13 protein-coding genes and 4 pseudogenes are annotated in these 15,166 nt (G+C 57.5%); 6 read left to right on the top strand and 11 right to left on the bottom strand.

The window, feature by feature from the left end; genetic code table 11:
- Window positions 1-76 precede the first annotated feature (76 nt).
- The 3 genes from B0G80_RS06380 (at window position 77) to istB (ending at window position 4,387) form a co-directional block, all read left to right on the top strand.
- Window positions 77-1,531 carry an MmgE/PrpD family protein gene (locus B0G80_RS06380; RefSeq protein WP_116117421.1) on the top strand — a complete coding sequence of 485 codons (1,455 nt, stop codon included), beginning with the start codon at window positions 77-79 and terminating at the stop codon, window positions 1,529-1,531.
- Window positions 1,532-1,985: 454 nt separating this feature from the next.
- Complete coding sequence (istA, locus tag B0G80_RS06385) at window positions 1,986-3,620, top strand: IS21 family transposase (RefSeq protein WP_116116776.1); 1,635 nt, start codon at window positions 1,986-1,988, stop codon at window positions 3,618-3,620.
- A complete protein-coding gene (gene istB, locus B0G80_RS06390; protein WP_116117422.1) occupies window positions 3,617-4,387 on the top strand; it encodes an IS21-like element helper ATPase IstB in 771 nt (256 codons plus the stop codon). Before istA ends, istB begins: the two co-directional genes overlap by 4 nt.
- On the opposite strand, the gene B0G80_RS46345 is transcribed toward istB, so the two are convergent.
- The 6 genes and pseudogenes from B0G80_RS46345 to B0G80_RS06410 all read right to left on the bottom strand — a co-directional run.
- The gene (locus tag B0G80_RS46345) at window positions 4,384-4,647 is read right to left on the bottom strand and encodes a hypothetical protein (RefSeq protein WP_220377479.1); all 264 of its coding nucleotides are present in this window, start codon (window positions 4,645-4,647) and stop codon (window positions 4,384-4,386) included. The two genes, istB and B0G80_RS46345, sit on opposite strands and share 4 nt — an antisense overlap.
- Complete coding sequence (locus B0G80_RS47965; protein WP_220377444.1) at window positions 4,583-5,179, bottom strand: PP2C family serine/threonine-protein phosphatase; 597 nt, start codon at window positions 5,177-5,179, stop codon at window positions 4,583-4,585. Before B0G80_RS47965 ends, B0G80_RS46345 begins: the two co-directional genes overlap by 65 nt.
- Window positions 5,173-5,529 (bottom strand): type VI secretion system-associated FHA domain protein, encoded by a 357-nt coding sequence (locus B0G80_RS47970; RefSeq protein WP_408967975.1) that lies wholly within the window; start codon window positions 5,527-5,529, stop codon window positions 5,173-5,175. The genes B0G80_RS47965 and B0G80_RS47970 overlap by 7 nt, the downstream gene beginning before the upstream one ends.
- Window positions 5,442-7,022 (bottom strand): IS66 family transposase, encoded by a 1,581-nt coding sequence (gene tnpC, locus B0G80_RS06400; RefSeq protein ID WP_116117423.1) that lies wholly within the window; start codon window positions 7,020-7,022, stop codon window positions 5,442-5,444. Before tnpC ends, B0G80_RS47970 begins: the two co-directional genes overlap by 88 nt.
- 30 nt (window positions 7,023-7,052) lie before the next feature.
- On the bottom strand, window positions 7,053-7,409 hold the full coding sequence (tnpB, locus tag B0G80_RS06405) for an IS66 family insertion sequence element accessory protein TnpB (protein ID WP_090812713.1): 357 nt from the start codon (window positions 7,407-7,409) through the stop codon (window positions 7,053-7,055).
- Window positions 7,385-7,990 (bottom strand): annotated as a pseudogene (locus tag B0G80_RS06410) (transposase); the annotation flags it as partial. The gene tnpB and the pseudogene B0G80_RS06410, both read right to left, overlap by 25 nt.
- Between B0G80_RS06410 and B0G80_RS06415 the strand changes: the two are divergent.
- The 3 genes and pseudogenes from B0G80_RS06415 to B0G80_RS06425 form a co-directional block, all read left to right on the top strand.
- Window positions 7,978-8,222: pseudogene (locus B0G80_RS06415) on the top strand (transposase); the annotation flags it as partial. The pseudogenes B0G80_RS06410 and B0G80_RS06415 overlap by 13 nt on opposite strands.
- Before the next feature lie 840 nt (window positions 8,223-9,062).
- The gene (locus B0G80_RS06420; RefSeq protein ID WP_258878834.1) at window positions 9,063-10,451 is read left to right on the top strand and encodes an MATE family efflux transporter; all 1,389 of its coding nucleotides are present in this window, start codon (window positions 9,063-9,065) and stop codon (window positions 10,449-10,451) included.
- Window positions 10,452-10,680: 229 nt separating this feature from the next.
- Window positions 10,681-10,806, top strand: a pseudogene (locus B0G80_RS06425) (IS5/IS1182 family transposase); the annotation flags it as partial.
- Window positions 10,807-11,236: 430 nt separating this feature from the next.
- Here B0G80_RS06425 and B0G80_RS06430 read toward each other — a convergent pair.
- The 5 genes and pseudogenes from B0G80_RS06430 to B0G80_RS06450 form a co-directional block, all read right to left on the bottom strand.
- Entirely contained in the window at window positions 11,237-12,388 is a 1,152-nt protein-coding gene (locus B0G80_RS06430) for an IS110 family transposase (protein WP_116117425.1), read from the bottom strand.
- An 84-nt stretch (window positions 12,389-12,472) separates the two neighbouring features.
- The gene (locus tag B0G80_RS06435) at window positions 12,473-13,255 is read right to left on the bottom strand and encodes an ATP-binding cassette domain-containing protein (protein WP_116117426.1); all 783 of its coding nucleotides are present in this window, start codon (window positions 13,253-13,255) and stop codon (window positions 12,473-12,475) included.
- A gap of 58 nt (window positions 13,256-13,313) precedes the next feature.
- A pseudogene (locus tag B0G80_RS06440) lies at window positions 13,314-13,778 on the bottom strand (ABC transporter permease); the annotation flags it as partial.
- A 64-nt stretch (window positions 13,779-13,842) separates the two neighbouring features.
- Window positions 13,843-14,619, bottom strand: coding sequence for an ABC transporter substrate-binding protein (locus B0G80_RS06445; RefSeq protein ID WP_116117427.1), 777 nt, complete (start codon window positions 14,617-14,619; stop codon window positions 13,843-13,845).
- A 128-nt stretch (window positions 14,620-14,747) separates the two neighbouring features.
- On the bottom strand, window positions 14,748-15,047 hold the full coding sequence (locus B0G80_RS06450) for a hypothetical protein (RefSeq protein WP_116117428.1): 300 nt from the start codon (window positions 15,045-15,047) through the stop codon (window positions 14,748-14,750).
- Window positions 15,048-15,166: the final 119 nt, after the last annotated feature.

Consider the following 15,166-nt stretch of genomic DNA (forward strand, 5'->3'; position numbering starts at 1 on the left):
CGTGGGCGAACAAGCACCTGATCCAAACGTTCGGAGGCTGGCCCACGGCCTCCCCTTCCAATCTATAAGGCAAGTTATGGAAGCGCCAGACCGCCAGCCCCATCAAAGCGAATCCCCGTCGCGCGTCGACCACATCCTTTTTCCCAGCAAGCCGATTCACCACGACGCCGGCGTACTGGCGCGGTTTCTCGCAGAATTGACTTACGAAGAAATTCCCGCCGACGTCGTTCACATGGCCAAACTCATTACGCTTGATACGGTCGGGTGCATTATCGCTGGAACCCAAACCGCATTAGGCAGAGAGATATTGGCCGCCTACGACTGCGGAAGTGCAGGTGGCGGATGCTGTATCCCCGGAACCTCTTTGCAGTTCCATCCGTCGCTCGCCGCGAAGATTAACGGGTGGCTTTCCGACGTTCTTGACTACGAGGACACTGCGAGCGGTCATCCGAGTGCAACGGTCATTCCTGCGGCATTGGCCGTAGCTGAGCGACTGAAGGCAACGCCGAGGCAACTGCTCGCCGGTATTGTGGCTGGCTATGAGGCGGGCCTTCGCGTTCATGATGCGACGCGCGCGAGCCCAGAAGCGTACCGACGGTTTGCCGTTTATCACGCGTGGCATGGGGTGGCGGCTGGTGCTGCCGCCATGGTGGTCTCCGGAGGAACGGAAGAGCAGTTCCGCTCTGCCTTGGGGCATGCTGCCGCGAACACCAACATACCACTCTGGTATGTCCAATACGGTCGACCGGCGCACGCCTTGAAAGCAAACTACGGCCAGATGGCGTTGGGTGGTGTCGATGCCGCGCTCTGCGCCCGTCAAGGTATCATCGGTCCGTTCGCCATGTTGAGTGATTCCGAGCGAGGCTTTGCACGCGTTATCGGATCGGACCGATTCGACCCAGCTCAGTTTTCTTTGGCTCTGGGCGAGGATTGGCGGACAAGAAAGGTAATGCTGAAGAAGTTTCCGAGTTGTGCTTTCCTTCACACGACGATCGATGCGGTGTCTCAAATAACAAAGGCCAATGACATCGATCCAGATGACGTTGAAAAGCTTGAAATTCGTTGCTTCGAAAGAATTGTCGAGTGGTTCTCTGACAGGGCGCCGAAAACTGCGCTCGATGCTCAGTTCTCGGTGGAATACGTGGCTGCTATGGCACTTCACTCCATCGAACCCGGCCGCGATTGGTATTCGCCAGACGTCTTCAATGATGCTCAAATCACTGCATCGATGTCGAAGATGGACGTAGGAATTGACCCGGTGGCTGAAGAAGCGTTCTGGGGCGAGAAAGAACAATGCATGTCGACCGTTACCGCGTATATGAAAGACGGTAAGTCCTATTCGGCGAACGTTCGTTGGGCGCCGGGCGAATGGCAGAGGCCTCTAAGCGACGCAGACGTTGTAGCAAAATTCCTTAGTAACGTGAAGGGGACGTCGCTAGATCAACGGGGATCACAGGTTGTAGAGAAAATAATGCATCTCGATGAACTGCACGCGCTCAATGACCTCACCGACCTGCTTCGCGCCTCATAGGTCGCCACCTATCTTTGTTCGCGTTTTTCCTCGATCAGTTGATTGACGCTTGTAGGACGATCGCAAACCATCAACTCGACGATAGGCATTGCGTCATTCCTCCGGAAACGCCGACCGGAAATCTTCAAGGTAGTTGTCGCCTCAACGTTTAGATTTCAGGCGGCCTTTCGCTCCTGGTTATCGCGGTGCGGAGTGCCTGTCAGGTTGTCGGTTCGATCCAATTTATGTGATAGTACAGACACCAAATTGGGAAGTCACGCGCAATCATTTGGCTATTCGGACTAACGTCACGCATTGCGGGTCCCCAACCCCCGGGCGGTCACCCAAATTCCTCCGGGCGTGGTCACTTCAAACTCCCCCACCTTGCGGTCCGATCTGAGCAGACCGACGTCGCCGATCGCACCGCGTAGCCGGACGTTATTTTTACCTCCTTGGCCAGCCCGGGAGGTGGGAGTTGAACGTCTTGAAGCCGCATCAGCAAAGTACGGTGTTCACGTTGCTGGAACTCAACAAGAGCCAGCGCGAGATTCATCGGATCACTGGAATCGACCGCAAGACGATCCGCCGTTACATGGCGATCTTCGCTGCACGCGCAAGCGCGTCCGCAAATTCCCCCACTGCGGTGACCATCGGCTCGAGGCCACCAGATCAAACTCCTCCACCCCCGCGACCACCGGCTTTTGAGGTCGCACCGGCCGGGACACATAACTTCGATTTTGCCCGCTCGTTGTGCGAGCCTCACCGGCAATGGATCGAAGAGCAGGTCCGCCTGCAGCGAAACGCTCAGGCAATTTACCAGGATCTGGTCGACGAGTTTTCGTTCGCTGCGAGTTACGAGAGCGTCAAACGGTTCGTGCGCGCGCTGCGACACGTCGATCCCGAGCAATTCGACCGGCTCGATTTCCTGCCCGGCGAGGAGGCCCAGGTCGACTATGGCGAGGGCGCTCCGACCCGCGATCCAAAGACTGGACGTTATCGGCGACCGCGGCTATTTGTGATGACGTTGCGTTATTCGCGCCACAGTTTCCGGCGGGTTGTCTGGAAATCCGGGCAGGAGGTGTGGGCGCGACTGCACGAAGAAGCGTTCCGCTATTTCGGTGGTTGTGTTCATTACGTCGTCCTCGATAACCTCAAGGAAGGGGTTATCACACCGGACCTGTACGAGCCGGAGATCAATCATCTTTACGCTGCGATGCTCGATCACTATGGCGTGATCGCCGATCCTGCACGCGTCCGCGATCCGAACCGGAAGGGTACGGTTGAGAACGCGATCCAGCATACGCAAGGCACCGCGCTGCGCGGCCGGAGTTTCGATTCTATCGAAGAGCAGAACGCGTTCCTTGTGCGCTGGGAGGCGAACTGGGCGTCAAAGCGCCTGCATGGGCGCGCTCGCCGCCAGGTCGAGTCGATGTTCGAGGAGGAGAAGCCGCACCTCCGAGCATTGCCGCTGACTGCATTCCGTTACTTCAAGCAGGTCGTTCGCACTGTCTCCGACGATACGACCGTCCGGATCGACCATAGCTGGTACGCAGCCCGTCCCGCCGCAATCGGCAGCACGGTGCTGGTGCGCGTCTTCGATTCAACCATTGAAGTTCGAGATCGACAGACACAAGCGCTGTTACGCATCCACCCGCGTTTCACGGAGCCCGGTCAATTGCTACTGCCCGAGGACGAGCGTCCGTTCAATCCGTCCCGGCAAACCGCCTTCCTGCTCTCAGCCGCAGGCGACATCGGTCCGCAAACGAAGGCACTTTGCCAGCGAATGTTTGAAGCCCAGGGACGCGTTGGCCAGCGGGGCATGTGGGGCATCGTCGGTCTGGCAAAGAGATACCCGGCCCGCATCGTTGAGCAAGCCTGCAGCCAGGCACTGCAGTACCGCCTCCAATCCTACAAACAGGTTCGCAAGCTGGTCGAGCGACTGTTCGAGCAGGCACTGGAACAGCTTGATCAGGCGCCCCAGGTCGCTTTGCCTCTTACCCAGAATCACGCGCTAATCCGTCCAGCTGCCGAATACGGTGAGCTGTTCAGCCTCGGCGCACGACAGCAACTCAACCCATTGTCGTTGAACAACGGAGAGACCAACGAATGACCATGTCGATGCCAGAAATCGAGCGTTCGCTCAAACAGCTCCACCTGTCCGGCGTGCGCGACACGCTGGAGACCCGCATACTGCAGGCACAGGCGGCAAATCAACCGTTCATCGAAACCTTCTCGATCATTCTGCAGGACGAACTGGATCGTCGTCAGTCCCGGCTGATCGATCGTCGGCATAAACAGTCGGGCCTCGACGAGAAGCTCACGTTCGCCGAGTTTGACTGGACATTCAATCCAAAACTCCCTCGGCAGGCCTGTCTGGAGTTGCGAACGCTGAAGTTCGTTTCTGCTGGCGAGAACGCACTTCTCATCGGCAAACCCGGCACTGGCAAATCGCACATCGCGAAGGCCGTCGCGAATCAGGCGGTGATGCAAGGCTACAAAGTACAGTATCTCGAAACCGACGACTTCTTCGCCCGCTTCAATCTCAGCGAGCCCGAGCAGCAGGAGAAACGCCTGCGCACCATTCTCGACTGCGATCTGCTAGTTCTGGACGACCTGTTCCTGTCGCGATCGATTCCAGATGCCGCTGGTGCGCTGCTGCAGACCCTCGTCCATCACCGATACAAACTACGCCGCAGCACCATGGTCACGTCCAACCGCGTCGTTCAGGACTGGGGCGCCTACCTCGGCGATAACACCATGAGCAGCACCATTCTCGACCGACTCATGCACCACTGTCACTCGCTTGAATTCGACGGCCGAAGTTACCGGCTGAAGGAGGCTGCTGAAACTCTTGCGCGCAAAACCAAAGCGAGCTAAAAAACAATCTTGTCCTGCTGCCGGGTGGAGGAGTTTGCGCGACCACAAGTGGGGGAGTTTGAAGTGACCATCCGGGCCCCAACCCACGCCGCAATCGCAGAATAATTCTCTCGTGCGCCTTGCTGGTCGATGCGGCGACTGAGCAAAGTGATCCAGTCCTGCATACTGCCCGCCAGTTGCAATAGGCTCTCCAGATCATGATCCTGCAAGCCATGCGAGAAACCGTCGGTACATAGTAGATAGGCATCGCCATCTTGCAAGCGTTGTACCGATGGCGGCTGCGAGGGTGCTGGATCGGCCCGACCGAGCGCCTGGCTCAGAAGGTTTGGGATTCACACCGTCATGCGGCAACCCAGCGGCGGCAAGTTGTGCAACCAGGCTATGGTCCATCGTACGCTCCAACAAGACTCCGCGTCGAAAACGATATAGGCGGCCGTCGCCGACATGGATCCATTGGGCCAGACCCCGCAGGCGATCAATGAATAGGCCGACCATGGTAGCCGCCATGCGAGATCGCTCCGGATGGCGCGCCTGGACTGCAACGATGGACACATGTGCCGCGGCCAGACTGCTCTGCACCAATGCATCCAGTGAAGATCCCAAGCTGCTTTCGAACTGGCGTAGCGCACCACGGATGGCCAACTTGGCAGCATGTCCTTCCCCCGTCTCGCCGCCCACGCCATCGCTAAGCATGAAGCATGCGTCGTGCTCGCGGATGCGTACCCCAAGGACGTCTTCATTTGTGGCCCGCTCACCAGCATGGGAGCATTGTGCGGTGGTCAACTTCAGCATTGGGCTGACTCTTTGCGTCGTTGCCGATACAGCTCGACTTCCGCGTCATAGGCCGCCAGGAATGCGTTACCGAACACAGTGTTGAAATCGTCCTCCACCGCATCCAGCATAGATCGATGCAGGCTGCGGTACCGCCCCCAAGCCCGGTTCTCATTCATGTGCGAGATAAGCCGCTCGTACCAGCGACGCTGCGTACGCGATCCATTGACGACGCCCCTCAGAGTAAGGGCGCGGTTCTCATGAGATGTGGTACAGGGCTCAGTCAGCGGAGATCGATGGGCATCTTCCAGGGCAAGAGCGCGTCGTAGTCGTCGACGGTCTGTGCCAGCGGGAGACGCTGTAACAGCCAGGTGAGATAGCGATACGGATCAATGCTGTTCGCCTTGCAGGTTTCGACCAGTGAGTAGAGATTGGCGCTCGCGTTTGCGCCATCGACGGTGTCAGCAAACAACCAGCCGCGGCGTCCCAGGCAGAACGGGCGAATGGAATTTTCGCAAGGGTTGTTCGATATGGGCCAGTTGCCGTCTTCAACGTAACGGATCAGCTTCGGCCATTGCCCGTGCAGATAGGTCAGCGCCTTGCCGAGCAGACTGTTGGGGACGACGCCAGGCGAGTGCTCAAGCATCAGCTTTTCGATAACATCGAGTACGCACGCGCTGTATCGTCGTCGCAATCGCTGTCGTCGCCCAGCCGTCCACGTCTGGCTTCGCGCTTCGGCCGCGAACAGTTTTCCGATCAGGCTGATGAAGCGTGTCGCGAGCAGATCGGGCGGGCGCGCTGCTTTGGGGACATTGTCTTCCGCCTTCACAAAGTACCGTCTTGCGTGCGTCCAGCATCCGAGGTGCACGAGCTGGTACTGTTCAGCGATGCCGTTGTAGGGTTCGTATCCATCGGTCATCAGGGCGGCACCTTTACGGACACCGGCAAACAGCCTGTCAGCCAGCCTGGCGCCACGACCTGGCGTATAGGTGAAGCAACGGATGGGGATGCCCGAACCGGTCATCTGCGCCCACAGATAGCTTTTCGTTTGCGGCTTTCGCCCTTGCTCCTTCAGGACCTGGAACGTCGTCTCGTCGCCGTAGATCAGTTCGGCATCGAGCAGCGCATCGCGCATCAGGTTGATGACGGGTTGCGTCGCAAGACCGACGCGGACCATGCTCGCGGCAATCGTGTTCGACGAGATGTCGCCGCCGAAGCGACGCAGCAGACCGGCCTGGCGATAGAGCGGCATGCCGAACTGGTACTTGCCGGTGGCGATCCACGCGAGCGCCGATTCACTCAGCAGCCCACGCGGGATGATACGGGGCGGTGCCGGCGTAACCTTGATGCCGAGATCGCAACATGGGCAGGCGTACTTGATACGCTGATGCTGGGTGACTCGCAACTGCTCGGGAATGACATTGAGCTGCTCACTGATCTCGACGCCGATCTCGACGAGCGCGTGTCCGTCGTGATCGCAGAAGCGCTCTGCCTCAGGGAGTTCGTGTCGCACGACATCACGCGGCAGATTGGGATCGAGAGGCTTGCGGTGGCCGCGTTTCTTGCGCTTGTGGGCCGCGACCTCGGTTCCGGGGGTATCTTCCTGCGCGGGAGTGGCGTTCGCGCCGAGCGCTTCGGCTTCGTTGAACAGGCCGAACTGGTCCGAGGCGCGCGCTTCGCTTTTCGCGCCAAACAGTTCGCGACGGTAAGCGCGCAGTCGTTCCTCGGCGAGATCGCGCTCAGCTGTCACGAGGCGCAGTGCGCTGCGAACCTCCTCATGATCGCGCTGAAGCGAACCATAGGCCTCTCGCATCGCGAGCAGTGCCTTGAGTTCGTCGGCGTCGATGATCACGTTGATCGGCATACCGCTTAGACCGGCACGCCGGTGACGTGTTCAGCTCACGCGTGCATAATTTCGACTGGGATGTCGCTGGACTGCGGCAATGTCGATGCCCTCGATAAGCCAGTGCAACTGCTCGACGCTCAGTGTCGCGACCCGGTTCGCGCTGTCAGGCCACACGAAGCGATCGTTTGCCTCGAGTCTCTTGAGCATGAGCCAGAAACCGTTGCCCTGCCAGCCCAGGATCTTGATGCGATCGCATCTCCGGTTGGTAAACACATAGAGCGAGGAATCCATCGGGTTCAAATGCATGGCCTGCTCCACGAGAATCGACAGGCTGTTCATGCCATACCGGAAGTCGACGGGTTCCCGATGCAGGTAGACCTTCAGGCCTTCGTCGAACCGGAACACGGCATCCTCCCCAGCATCTGGACCACGGCGGTCAGTTCGTCGATGCTCGCCTCGCCGAGATCAAACTCGACGCCGTTGGACAGTCGCACATGCAGTGCGAGCGTCAGCGATGGCGACGGTGACGGTGACGGCGACGGCGACGGCGACGGCGGTGCGGTTGGCAGTGCTGGTGGTGCTGCAACGACAGGCACGAATGCCGTGGGCGAGGCGACAGGTGGGGAGCGTTTGCGCGAACCCGGGATGTCAATGGGCGCGCCATCAATCACCGCGAGCGCGCCCTCCAGTACGATTTCCTCCGGGGCATGTGGACGTTCCTGTTCGCCGGTAGCATCATCCTGCGATGCCGGCGAGATGCCTTTCTCGCGCTCCAGCAGGTACTTCGTGATCCACTTGCGTAGCAGGTTGGCGTTGATCCCGTGCTCCTGCGCCAGGCGGGCAACCGACACGCCAGAACGCAGCGCTTCCTCAACGAGCGCACGCTTGCCTTTATCGTCGTAACGTCGTGCCATTTGGTACGCAACGATCTCACCGTTGTAAAGGTCAAGCACTGGAGAGAGATAGAGCTTCTCCCCACGAACGTCAGGGGGCGTTCGAGCCGAAGCCGGTGGAGCGCCATCAGACGCGCTGGACGGGCTTCGACGACAAGATCGTTTCGCTGTATGCGCGTGGCCTGAGCGTGCGCGAGATCCAGGGGCATCTGAAAGAAATGTATGGCACGGAGGTCTCGCCGACGCTGATCTCGGCGGTCACCGACGCCGTCAGTGACGAGGTGAAGGTCTGGCAGGCCGTGCGCTCGAGGCGCTTTATCCGATAGCTCTGTGTTGCGCTTCACCTTGAAACTGCCACTCAATTAGTATCGCGAATTGCTGCGCGGTCCATCCTTGTGCCGCTTCTGTGCCATGAGCATAAGGATGACCAAACTCCAGCCAGGTCAGTCATGTGGAGACCTTTCTTGATTGCGAGTGGTGGCCTTTGCGACAAACCATGCACATTTGTCGCATGTGCTACGGAGGCACCGCCGAGCTATCCGACGGCAGCTGTGAACCGTCGCGGATTTGGTGGAGGCGCCAACTCTCGCTGAATGGAGCCATGGATAAGTCGGACGGCTTCCTGCCGAATTCCACCGGCGACGGAGACCGGACAGCGCCTTGAGCTTGGATATTGAGAACGGACCTGATCCTGAGGTCCTCAACGTTGCGAGCACGTAGCGCAGATACGGGCTGTAGATAAGGCGGCACGTTCAGACCCCTACCGATATGTCGCGAACTGGACAGCCTTGCCGCAGATATGGGCTTTGTCGAGCTCGCGACACAATGGTGCTTAGCCGGGTGCCCCACCGTGCTCTAGCCAACAATTTGTATGCAAGCGGAAAACTTTGTTGAATTTTTTCGCAGTTGGCCCGGTTGTTGCCTGTCTCTGCTGGCAGCCGGTGTCGGAGCTGCACATTGGAATTCGTTTGCATTTAGCCGGGCACTTCTCTGCGACCTGTCGTTCGAAATTTTGTGAAGAAGGATGGGCGCTCAGTCGGAAACGTTTGATCCAGCACGAACGAGTTGTCGCTCAGAAAGCAGTACGACCGCCGGAAACCGATCGCAGAACAGCGCCTTGCATGTGCGTTCACGGTACAGGGTTTCTTGGCACCGGAGATTTCAAGTGTCCGAACGTGAATCATTTTCATTCAATTTGAAGCGCGATCTCTCCTTCTTCTTTTCAATCTGGGTTGGGCAACTGCTTGTAGTTGCCTACTCTGTTGCCGACGCCCTTATCGTCGGCAACAGCAGGCCAGATCTACTCGGTGGCCTGGCACTGGGGAATGCGATTTACGGTCCGCTTATTGTAACCATGACCGCGTTTTTTTCTTCGATCACCATAAACGCCACGAGGGTTATAGCGGAGAAGTCCGCAGCAACACTAAAACACATCGCTTACTATGGCTTTGCGTCGGGATTTTTTGTTGCTATATTCGTCTTTTTTGTTTTGAAGTACTTTTCGACAATCCATCATTGGTCAAATCAATCGTCTTATTTAGTAGCCGCAACTCAAGATTATCTTGACACTCTCACGTTTAGTGCTTTGCCGTCTGCTCTCTTTCGCGTTATCGCCTGCATCGCGAACTCGGTCCGGGCCACAATATATATTTCGCTACTGCAGGGTGTCGGTTTGATAGCAAAAGTGGCCCTATCTCTGGCCTTGGTCGACAGCCCTCACTTCCACCTTGGCCTAACTGGCTGTGCACTATCGACCACCATTGCCTTCTATATTATGTGCATAGCCGCTACACTTCTGTTTCTATTCGATAGACGGTTTTCCCTATTCCGATTTGATTTTGTTTTGTCTCGAGAACCATCTGAGTTGATGGCTCTCCTGAGAACTGGCCTCCCCGTTGCATTTTCGACGCTTTCCGAAGTTACAGCGTTCGGATACATGGCCATATTGATAGGCAAGTTCAGTGCCGACCAGCTGGGTGCGCATCAAATCGTCTCCAATCTCTATAACGTCGGCTATACGGTGATCTTTTCCCTCGCAGTTTTAGTTTCTGTCAAGGTCAGTCACGCATTCGGGCTCGAAGGACCAATTGGAGCGCTCCACAAAGCAAGAACAGCGATCTTCATCACGATCGCAGTCGGATTTTCACTTGGCATTTTATATATGCTTTTTGGAGCCGCTGTCTTCCGACTTAATACGGACGACGAGAAAGTTTTGGCGGCCTCAAATAAAATTCTGATCTTCCTGTCATTAGTGATTTTCGTCGACTGCGTTCAAACTGGTGCCGCCGCGGTTTTGCGTGCGCTTGGTATTAATGCGTTTCCCATGTTTATGCAGATAATTAGCCTGTGGATAGGTGTTGCGATTCTGGGAGACGGGTTCTCGACGCATCGGCTTCGGCTAGGTGGCGTGGACCTGGTCTCAGGACCGGGGGTCTGGTGCGGCGTTTTTCTTGGTCTGCTACCGAGCGCACTAGTTATGTCACTGGTTGCTGTCGGTGGCGGTAAGTCAGTTCGAAGGCACCTACAACGAATTATTTCTCAATGTACTTTATGACGTCATGCTGCCATGCAGTTTGGCGATCGCTCCAGCAGCGTTGGCGAATAGAAGAAACATACAGTACGCCCAGCCAACGTAGCCCGCCCACATGGGGGTGAAGTTGCTTGAGCATGTTTTTGGAATGCAGGACCCGGTGGATTTGAAGTTGCGGTACGGTCATCTATGCTCCTGTTGCTGGCAGTCTCCTGCCAAATGACCGTTTACACAAAACTTTTTACACCCTCGGCTCAACCGCTTCCGCCGTCTCGCACGTGACTATGAGCGGCTACCTGAAACTCTCGCCGGGCTTCATTTCGTCGTCTTCGCAATGCTCATGCTCGTCCACGCCGTGCAAGTACTTCAAAGTTCCTAACACGCTCTTCTATGGGGAACTGAAAGTCAAGCCCGGTTGATGATAAACATTCTGTCATGCGAAGTAAGCCTCCTTGTTCGGTCTCTACCGCCAGCCTGCGCGGTCACTTACCATGACCAGACGCAGACTGGCGGTAGAGACCGATGGGTGAAGGACGGTACCGACGCTCATCGCGTAAGCCCTGTTGAAGCCTGACATGTCAATGTCATTCAGGTCAGGGTATCTGTTGACCGGTCAGTGCCGGGTCGACCTTCTATCCGTGCCGACCTGACAGGCCGGTCACCTTATGCCGCATGCGCGGAGCGCTGGAGCTACCCTGTTACCGACGCGCCCCATCTAGGGAAACGGCCACCCGCAGTGGGTAGCCCGAGCGTGTTTCGGGCGCGTTGACCTTGACATGCTGTTGCTGCATCCGACGTCATTCAATCATTCAGGCCCTCACGGTGTTGACGTCGCGCGGCATGAGTATCGCGCCGACGGGGATCTCGCCGTACTCGAGATAACGCCACAGGGCGATTGCCAGACGGCGTGCGAGCGCGACGATACCGATGCGCCGCATCCGCTTGCCGGTACCGGCAAAGCGCTCGTTGAACCAGTGGCTGAGCTGGCTGCCGGGCCGCAGGCGCAGCCAGCTCCAAGCGAGCTCCACCATCAGCCAGCGACATCGCCAGTTGCCCGCCTTGCTGATACCGAGTTCAACCTCGCTGGTGCCGCTGGCATACGGCGTGGGCGTCAGGCCCAGACAGCCGGCCAGTTCGCGACGGTTGCGAAACTGCCGCCAGCCGAACAGTTCCCTGACCAGGGTCCACGCGCTGCCTGAACCGATGCCAGCAAGCTGTGCGAGCAGCGCCATGGCGGGATGTGCGCCGCTGCGCACCTGCCGGTCCTGCTGCACTTCGAGCAGGCGGATTTGCTGGCGCACCAGCGCGAGCCGCTCACATTCGCGCTCAATCTCGTCGCGCAGACCGGGCGCCAGCAGCTCGCGCTGACGGGTCCACCAGTGGGCCCAGATGCGACCGCCAACAGACCTGACCCGAAGGTTGTGCAGTACCAGCAGGGAACGGATCCGGTCGGTGTGCGCTGTACGCTCTTTCCGCAGGCGTTCGAGTTCGCGGTGCAGGCGGCGGTCGTCCTCCTGCTCGGGTGTGGGGATGCGTGCCACCGCCCACACGCGCCGCTCGCCCGCGTAATAGCGCATGAGCATCGACAGCAGCTTGTCGCTGTCAAGCCGGTCTGTCTTGGCGCAACGCGCACGGCGGTTCACCTCGATGCTGGCCGAATCGACCACGAGATTGACGATGCCCTGTTCAGTCAGCCAACGGTGCAGCCAGAAGCCGTCGCGGCCTGCTTCATAACAGCTGTAGACGGGTGCGTCGGCGCCGAGATGGCAACGCGCCCTGGCGTTGGCGATGGCGGTGAGAACCGCCGTGGTATCACCGGCGGCGACCGTACAGCGGCTGGGTGCGCGCTGGCCATCACCCAATGAAAGCTTCCAGTTCTTCTCGCCCAGTTCAAATGCCATGTACAGGCGGCCACCTGCCGTCGTATTCTGCCCACGGAGGGCTGTGTCAGGCGCATCCATTTGCGTGCTCCTTCGGAGAAAACGAGTGTGCAACTCCCGTTTTACTCCAGTCGGGCTTACTGTCGCCGCCCTCCCACATAGCATCTAACAGGCCCTTGCACTACCTGAGCCACCCGACAGAAACTGCTGCAAGCGCGTGCTCTTCGGAGCAACAAGAATCTCCCGCGGATCGCCCTCTTCCTCAATCTTCCCCTGATCCAAGAAAATGGCATGATTCGAAACGTTCCGCGCGAAGGCCATTTCGTGCGTGACGACAATCATCGTACGTCCCTCCTCCGCAAGTGCCTGCATCGCTTTAAGCACTTCGCCGACCAGCTCCGGATCGAGCGCGGAAGTCGGCTCGTCGAACAGCATCACCTCCGGTTCCATCGCTAGCGCACGAGCGATCGCGACCCGCTGCTGCTGGCCGCCAGACAATTGTGACGGATACATCGCCTCAACGCGCACCGGCAGGTCGACCTTAGACAAATACTTGCTGGCCCGTTCCAATGCCTTGTCCTTGTTGAGCCTTAGTACACATTTCGGTGCCTCCATCACATTCTCCACTACCGTCATATGTGCCCATAGATTGAAGTGCTGGCATACCATTGCGAGCTTCGTGCGCATTTTCTGAAGCTGTTTCTGATTGCCCACCCGTAGCGTACCCCTCCTGTCGTGTGTCGTCCGGATCATCTCGCCGCCGAGGGTGATCTGACCCGAGCATGGATGCTCGAGAAAGTTGATACAACGAAGTAAAGTACTCTTCCCTGAACCGCTCGATCCGATGATGCTGATCACCCCGCCGGCCTTTGCCTTCAGGGAGACGCCTTTCAACACCTCGTTGTCACCGAACTTTTTGTGCACATCCTCAACGATAAGTTTATACATGCGAATGCCCTTCCAGATTCATTAGCGGCCGCGGGGAGCGAGATAGCTAAGCCAACGTGATTCCTGGTAACGCGAAGCGCATCATCTGCGGGAACAGGATGCGGCGGAACACGCGCCAACCGCTCATCCCATATGCAAAGCCCGCGTCCAGCTGGCCACGCGGCACTGTCAGGAACGCACCGCGGAACGTCTCGGTAAAATACGCGCCGTAGATGAAGCCAAGCGTCATGACGCCGGCCATGAACGGGTCAATGTCAATCTGCTCCCAGCCTAGCAGGTCAGTGCAGTGGTTGAGCAAGATCTGCATCGCGTAGAAAAGCAGCAACATCAGCACGAGGTCAGGGACTGCGCGAATCAGGGTCGTGTAGCAAGTGCCAACCGCCGCGAGCGCCCGGCTCCCCGACAGTTTCGCAGCTGCGCCCGCAAGCCCTAGCACAAGTGAGACGCAAAGCGAGAGCATTGCGAGCTTCATCGTCTCGGCTGTCCCCGCCCACAAAAGCGGGCCAAAGTCATGAAAATACATATTTCGTTATCCGATATTATCAACGATGCGCGATAATGGTGGACTTTCGCGCATCGCTATGCGGTTAATTGCCGTAAACGTCGAACGCGAAGTACTTCTTCTCGATTCTCGCGTATGTGCCGTCCTTCAACATGTCGGTGAGCGCGTGATTGATCCTGTCTCTCAGGTCGCCATCTTCTTTACGCAATCCAATGGCATTACCTCTCCCGCTTGTTGGATCGACGATCTTGTCGCCAGCGAATCCATACCCTGCGCCAAACGGCGTTCGTAGAAAGCCAATTTCGGCTTGGATATCACCTATCAGAACGGCGTCGAGCCGGCCCAAGGTCAGATCCTCGTAAACCAGATCCTGGTTCTGATACGATATCGCCCTCACGCCCTTTGGTGCCCAGTACTTCTTCGCGTACGTTTCTCCAACCGTTCCCTGCTGAACGCCCACAGACTCGCCTGCTAACGACTCTGGTGTCGGCGATATTTTCGAGCCCTTCCTGGCTACCAGTCGAAGGGACGAGTTCCAGAACTTATCGGTGAATGCGATCTGTTCGGCACGTTGACGCGTAATCGACATTCCCGACAAAATGGCATCGAATTTCCGGGCCTTCAGCGCCGGGATCATTCCATCGAAGTCGTTTTCTTCCCAGACACATTTGGCATGCAAGCGAGCACATATTTCGTTACCAATATCGATTTCATATCCCACCAGTCGACCGGTCGCATTTTTCGATTCGAATGGCGGATAGGTCGGATCAACACCAAACCGGATCGTCGACCAGTTATTGGCATACACATGAATCGAAATAATTGAAATCGTCATCAATATCAATAAAAATGCTTTTTTCATCATTGTCTCCCTGGTTGAATTCGCGAGGAATAATTGCGGCTGTGTATCGTTTGGCCTAGCTTGGCACAGACAGCGTAGGGCGGAGTTATTTCTGTGACAAGTGGAAATTCGGGATTTCTTGTCCGAAGTCAGGTGATTCTCTTTTGCAAACTGGAGCGGACCTCTGAAACAACCGACATATGACCCTGCCCCTGTTTCACGAACCCCTTAGGCGAGGAATTTAGGCCACTTCTCCTTGCTAAGTAGCGGCCCAATTCTTCTCGAACATCGTGGAACTGATGTAGTTCAACGTCGAATGCAGGCGGCGGGCATGATACAAGCCGACAACCCAACACCCATACCCGGCATGCCTTACTGACATTGCCCAGTTGCCACGCCAGTTCGAGCATGCCGACCTTGGCGCGGATGACTTTCTGTTCTTGAGTCATGGTGGACTCCTTGCGGTTCGCCGCGCGCGTCGCCACTTCGGACTACGTCCTCCGCGCCCACGCGCAACAGCACCAGAAACCGACCACTGTCAGATTTAGTCTAGGCTATTGCAGTTTAG

Origin of the sequence: Paraburkholderia sp. BL6669N2 (assembly GCF_003387275.1) — a bacterium.
Taxonomy (GTDB): Bacteria; Pseudomonadota; Gammaproteobacteria; order Burkholderiales; family Burkholderiaceae; genus Paraburkholderia.

Bases quoted from the DNA above. Each gene is read 5' to 3' on its own strand.
- B0G80_RS06380 (WP_116117421.1), top strand. From the start codon at position 77: ATGGAAGCGCCAGACCGCCAGCCCCATCAAAGCGAATCCCCGTCGCGC.
- istB (WP_116117422.1), top strand. From the start codon at position 3,617: ATGACCATGTCGATGCCAGAAATCGAGCGTTCGCTCAAACAGCTCCAC.
- B0G80_RS47965 (WP_220377444.1), bottom strand. From the start codon at position 5,179: ATGCTGAAGTTGACCACCGCACAATGCTCCCATGCTGGTGAGCGGGCC.
- tnpC (WP_116117423.1), bottom strand. From the start codon at position 7,022: ATGCCGATCAACGTGATCATCGACGCCGACGAACTCAAGGCACTGCTC.
- B0G80_RS06430 (WP_116117425.1), bottom strand. From the start codon at position 12,388: ATGGATGCGCCTGACACAGCCCTCCGTGGGCAGAATACGACGGCAGGT.
- B0G80_RS06435 (WP_116117426.1), bottom strand. From the start codon at position 13,255: ATGTATAAACTTATCGTTGAGGATGTGCACAAAAAGTTCGGTGACAAC.
- B0G80_RS06445 (WP_116117427.1), bottom strand. From the start codon at position 14,619: ATGAAAAAAGCATTTTTATTGATATTGATGACGATTTCAATTATTTCG.
- B0G80_RS06450 (WP_116117428.1), bottom strand. From the start codon at position 15,047: ATGACTCAAGAACAGAAAGTCATCCGCGCCAAGGTCGGCATGCTCGAA.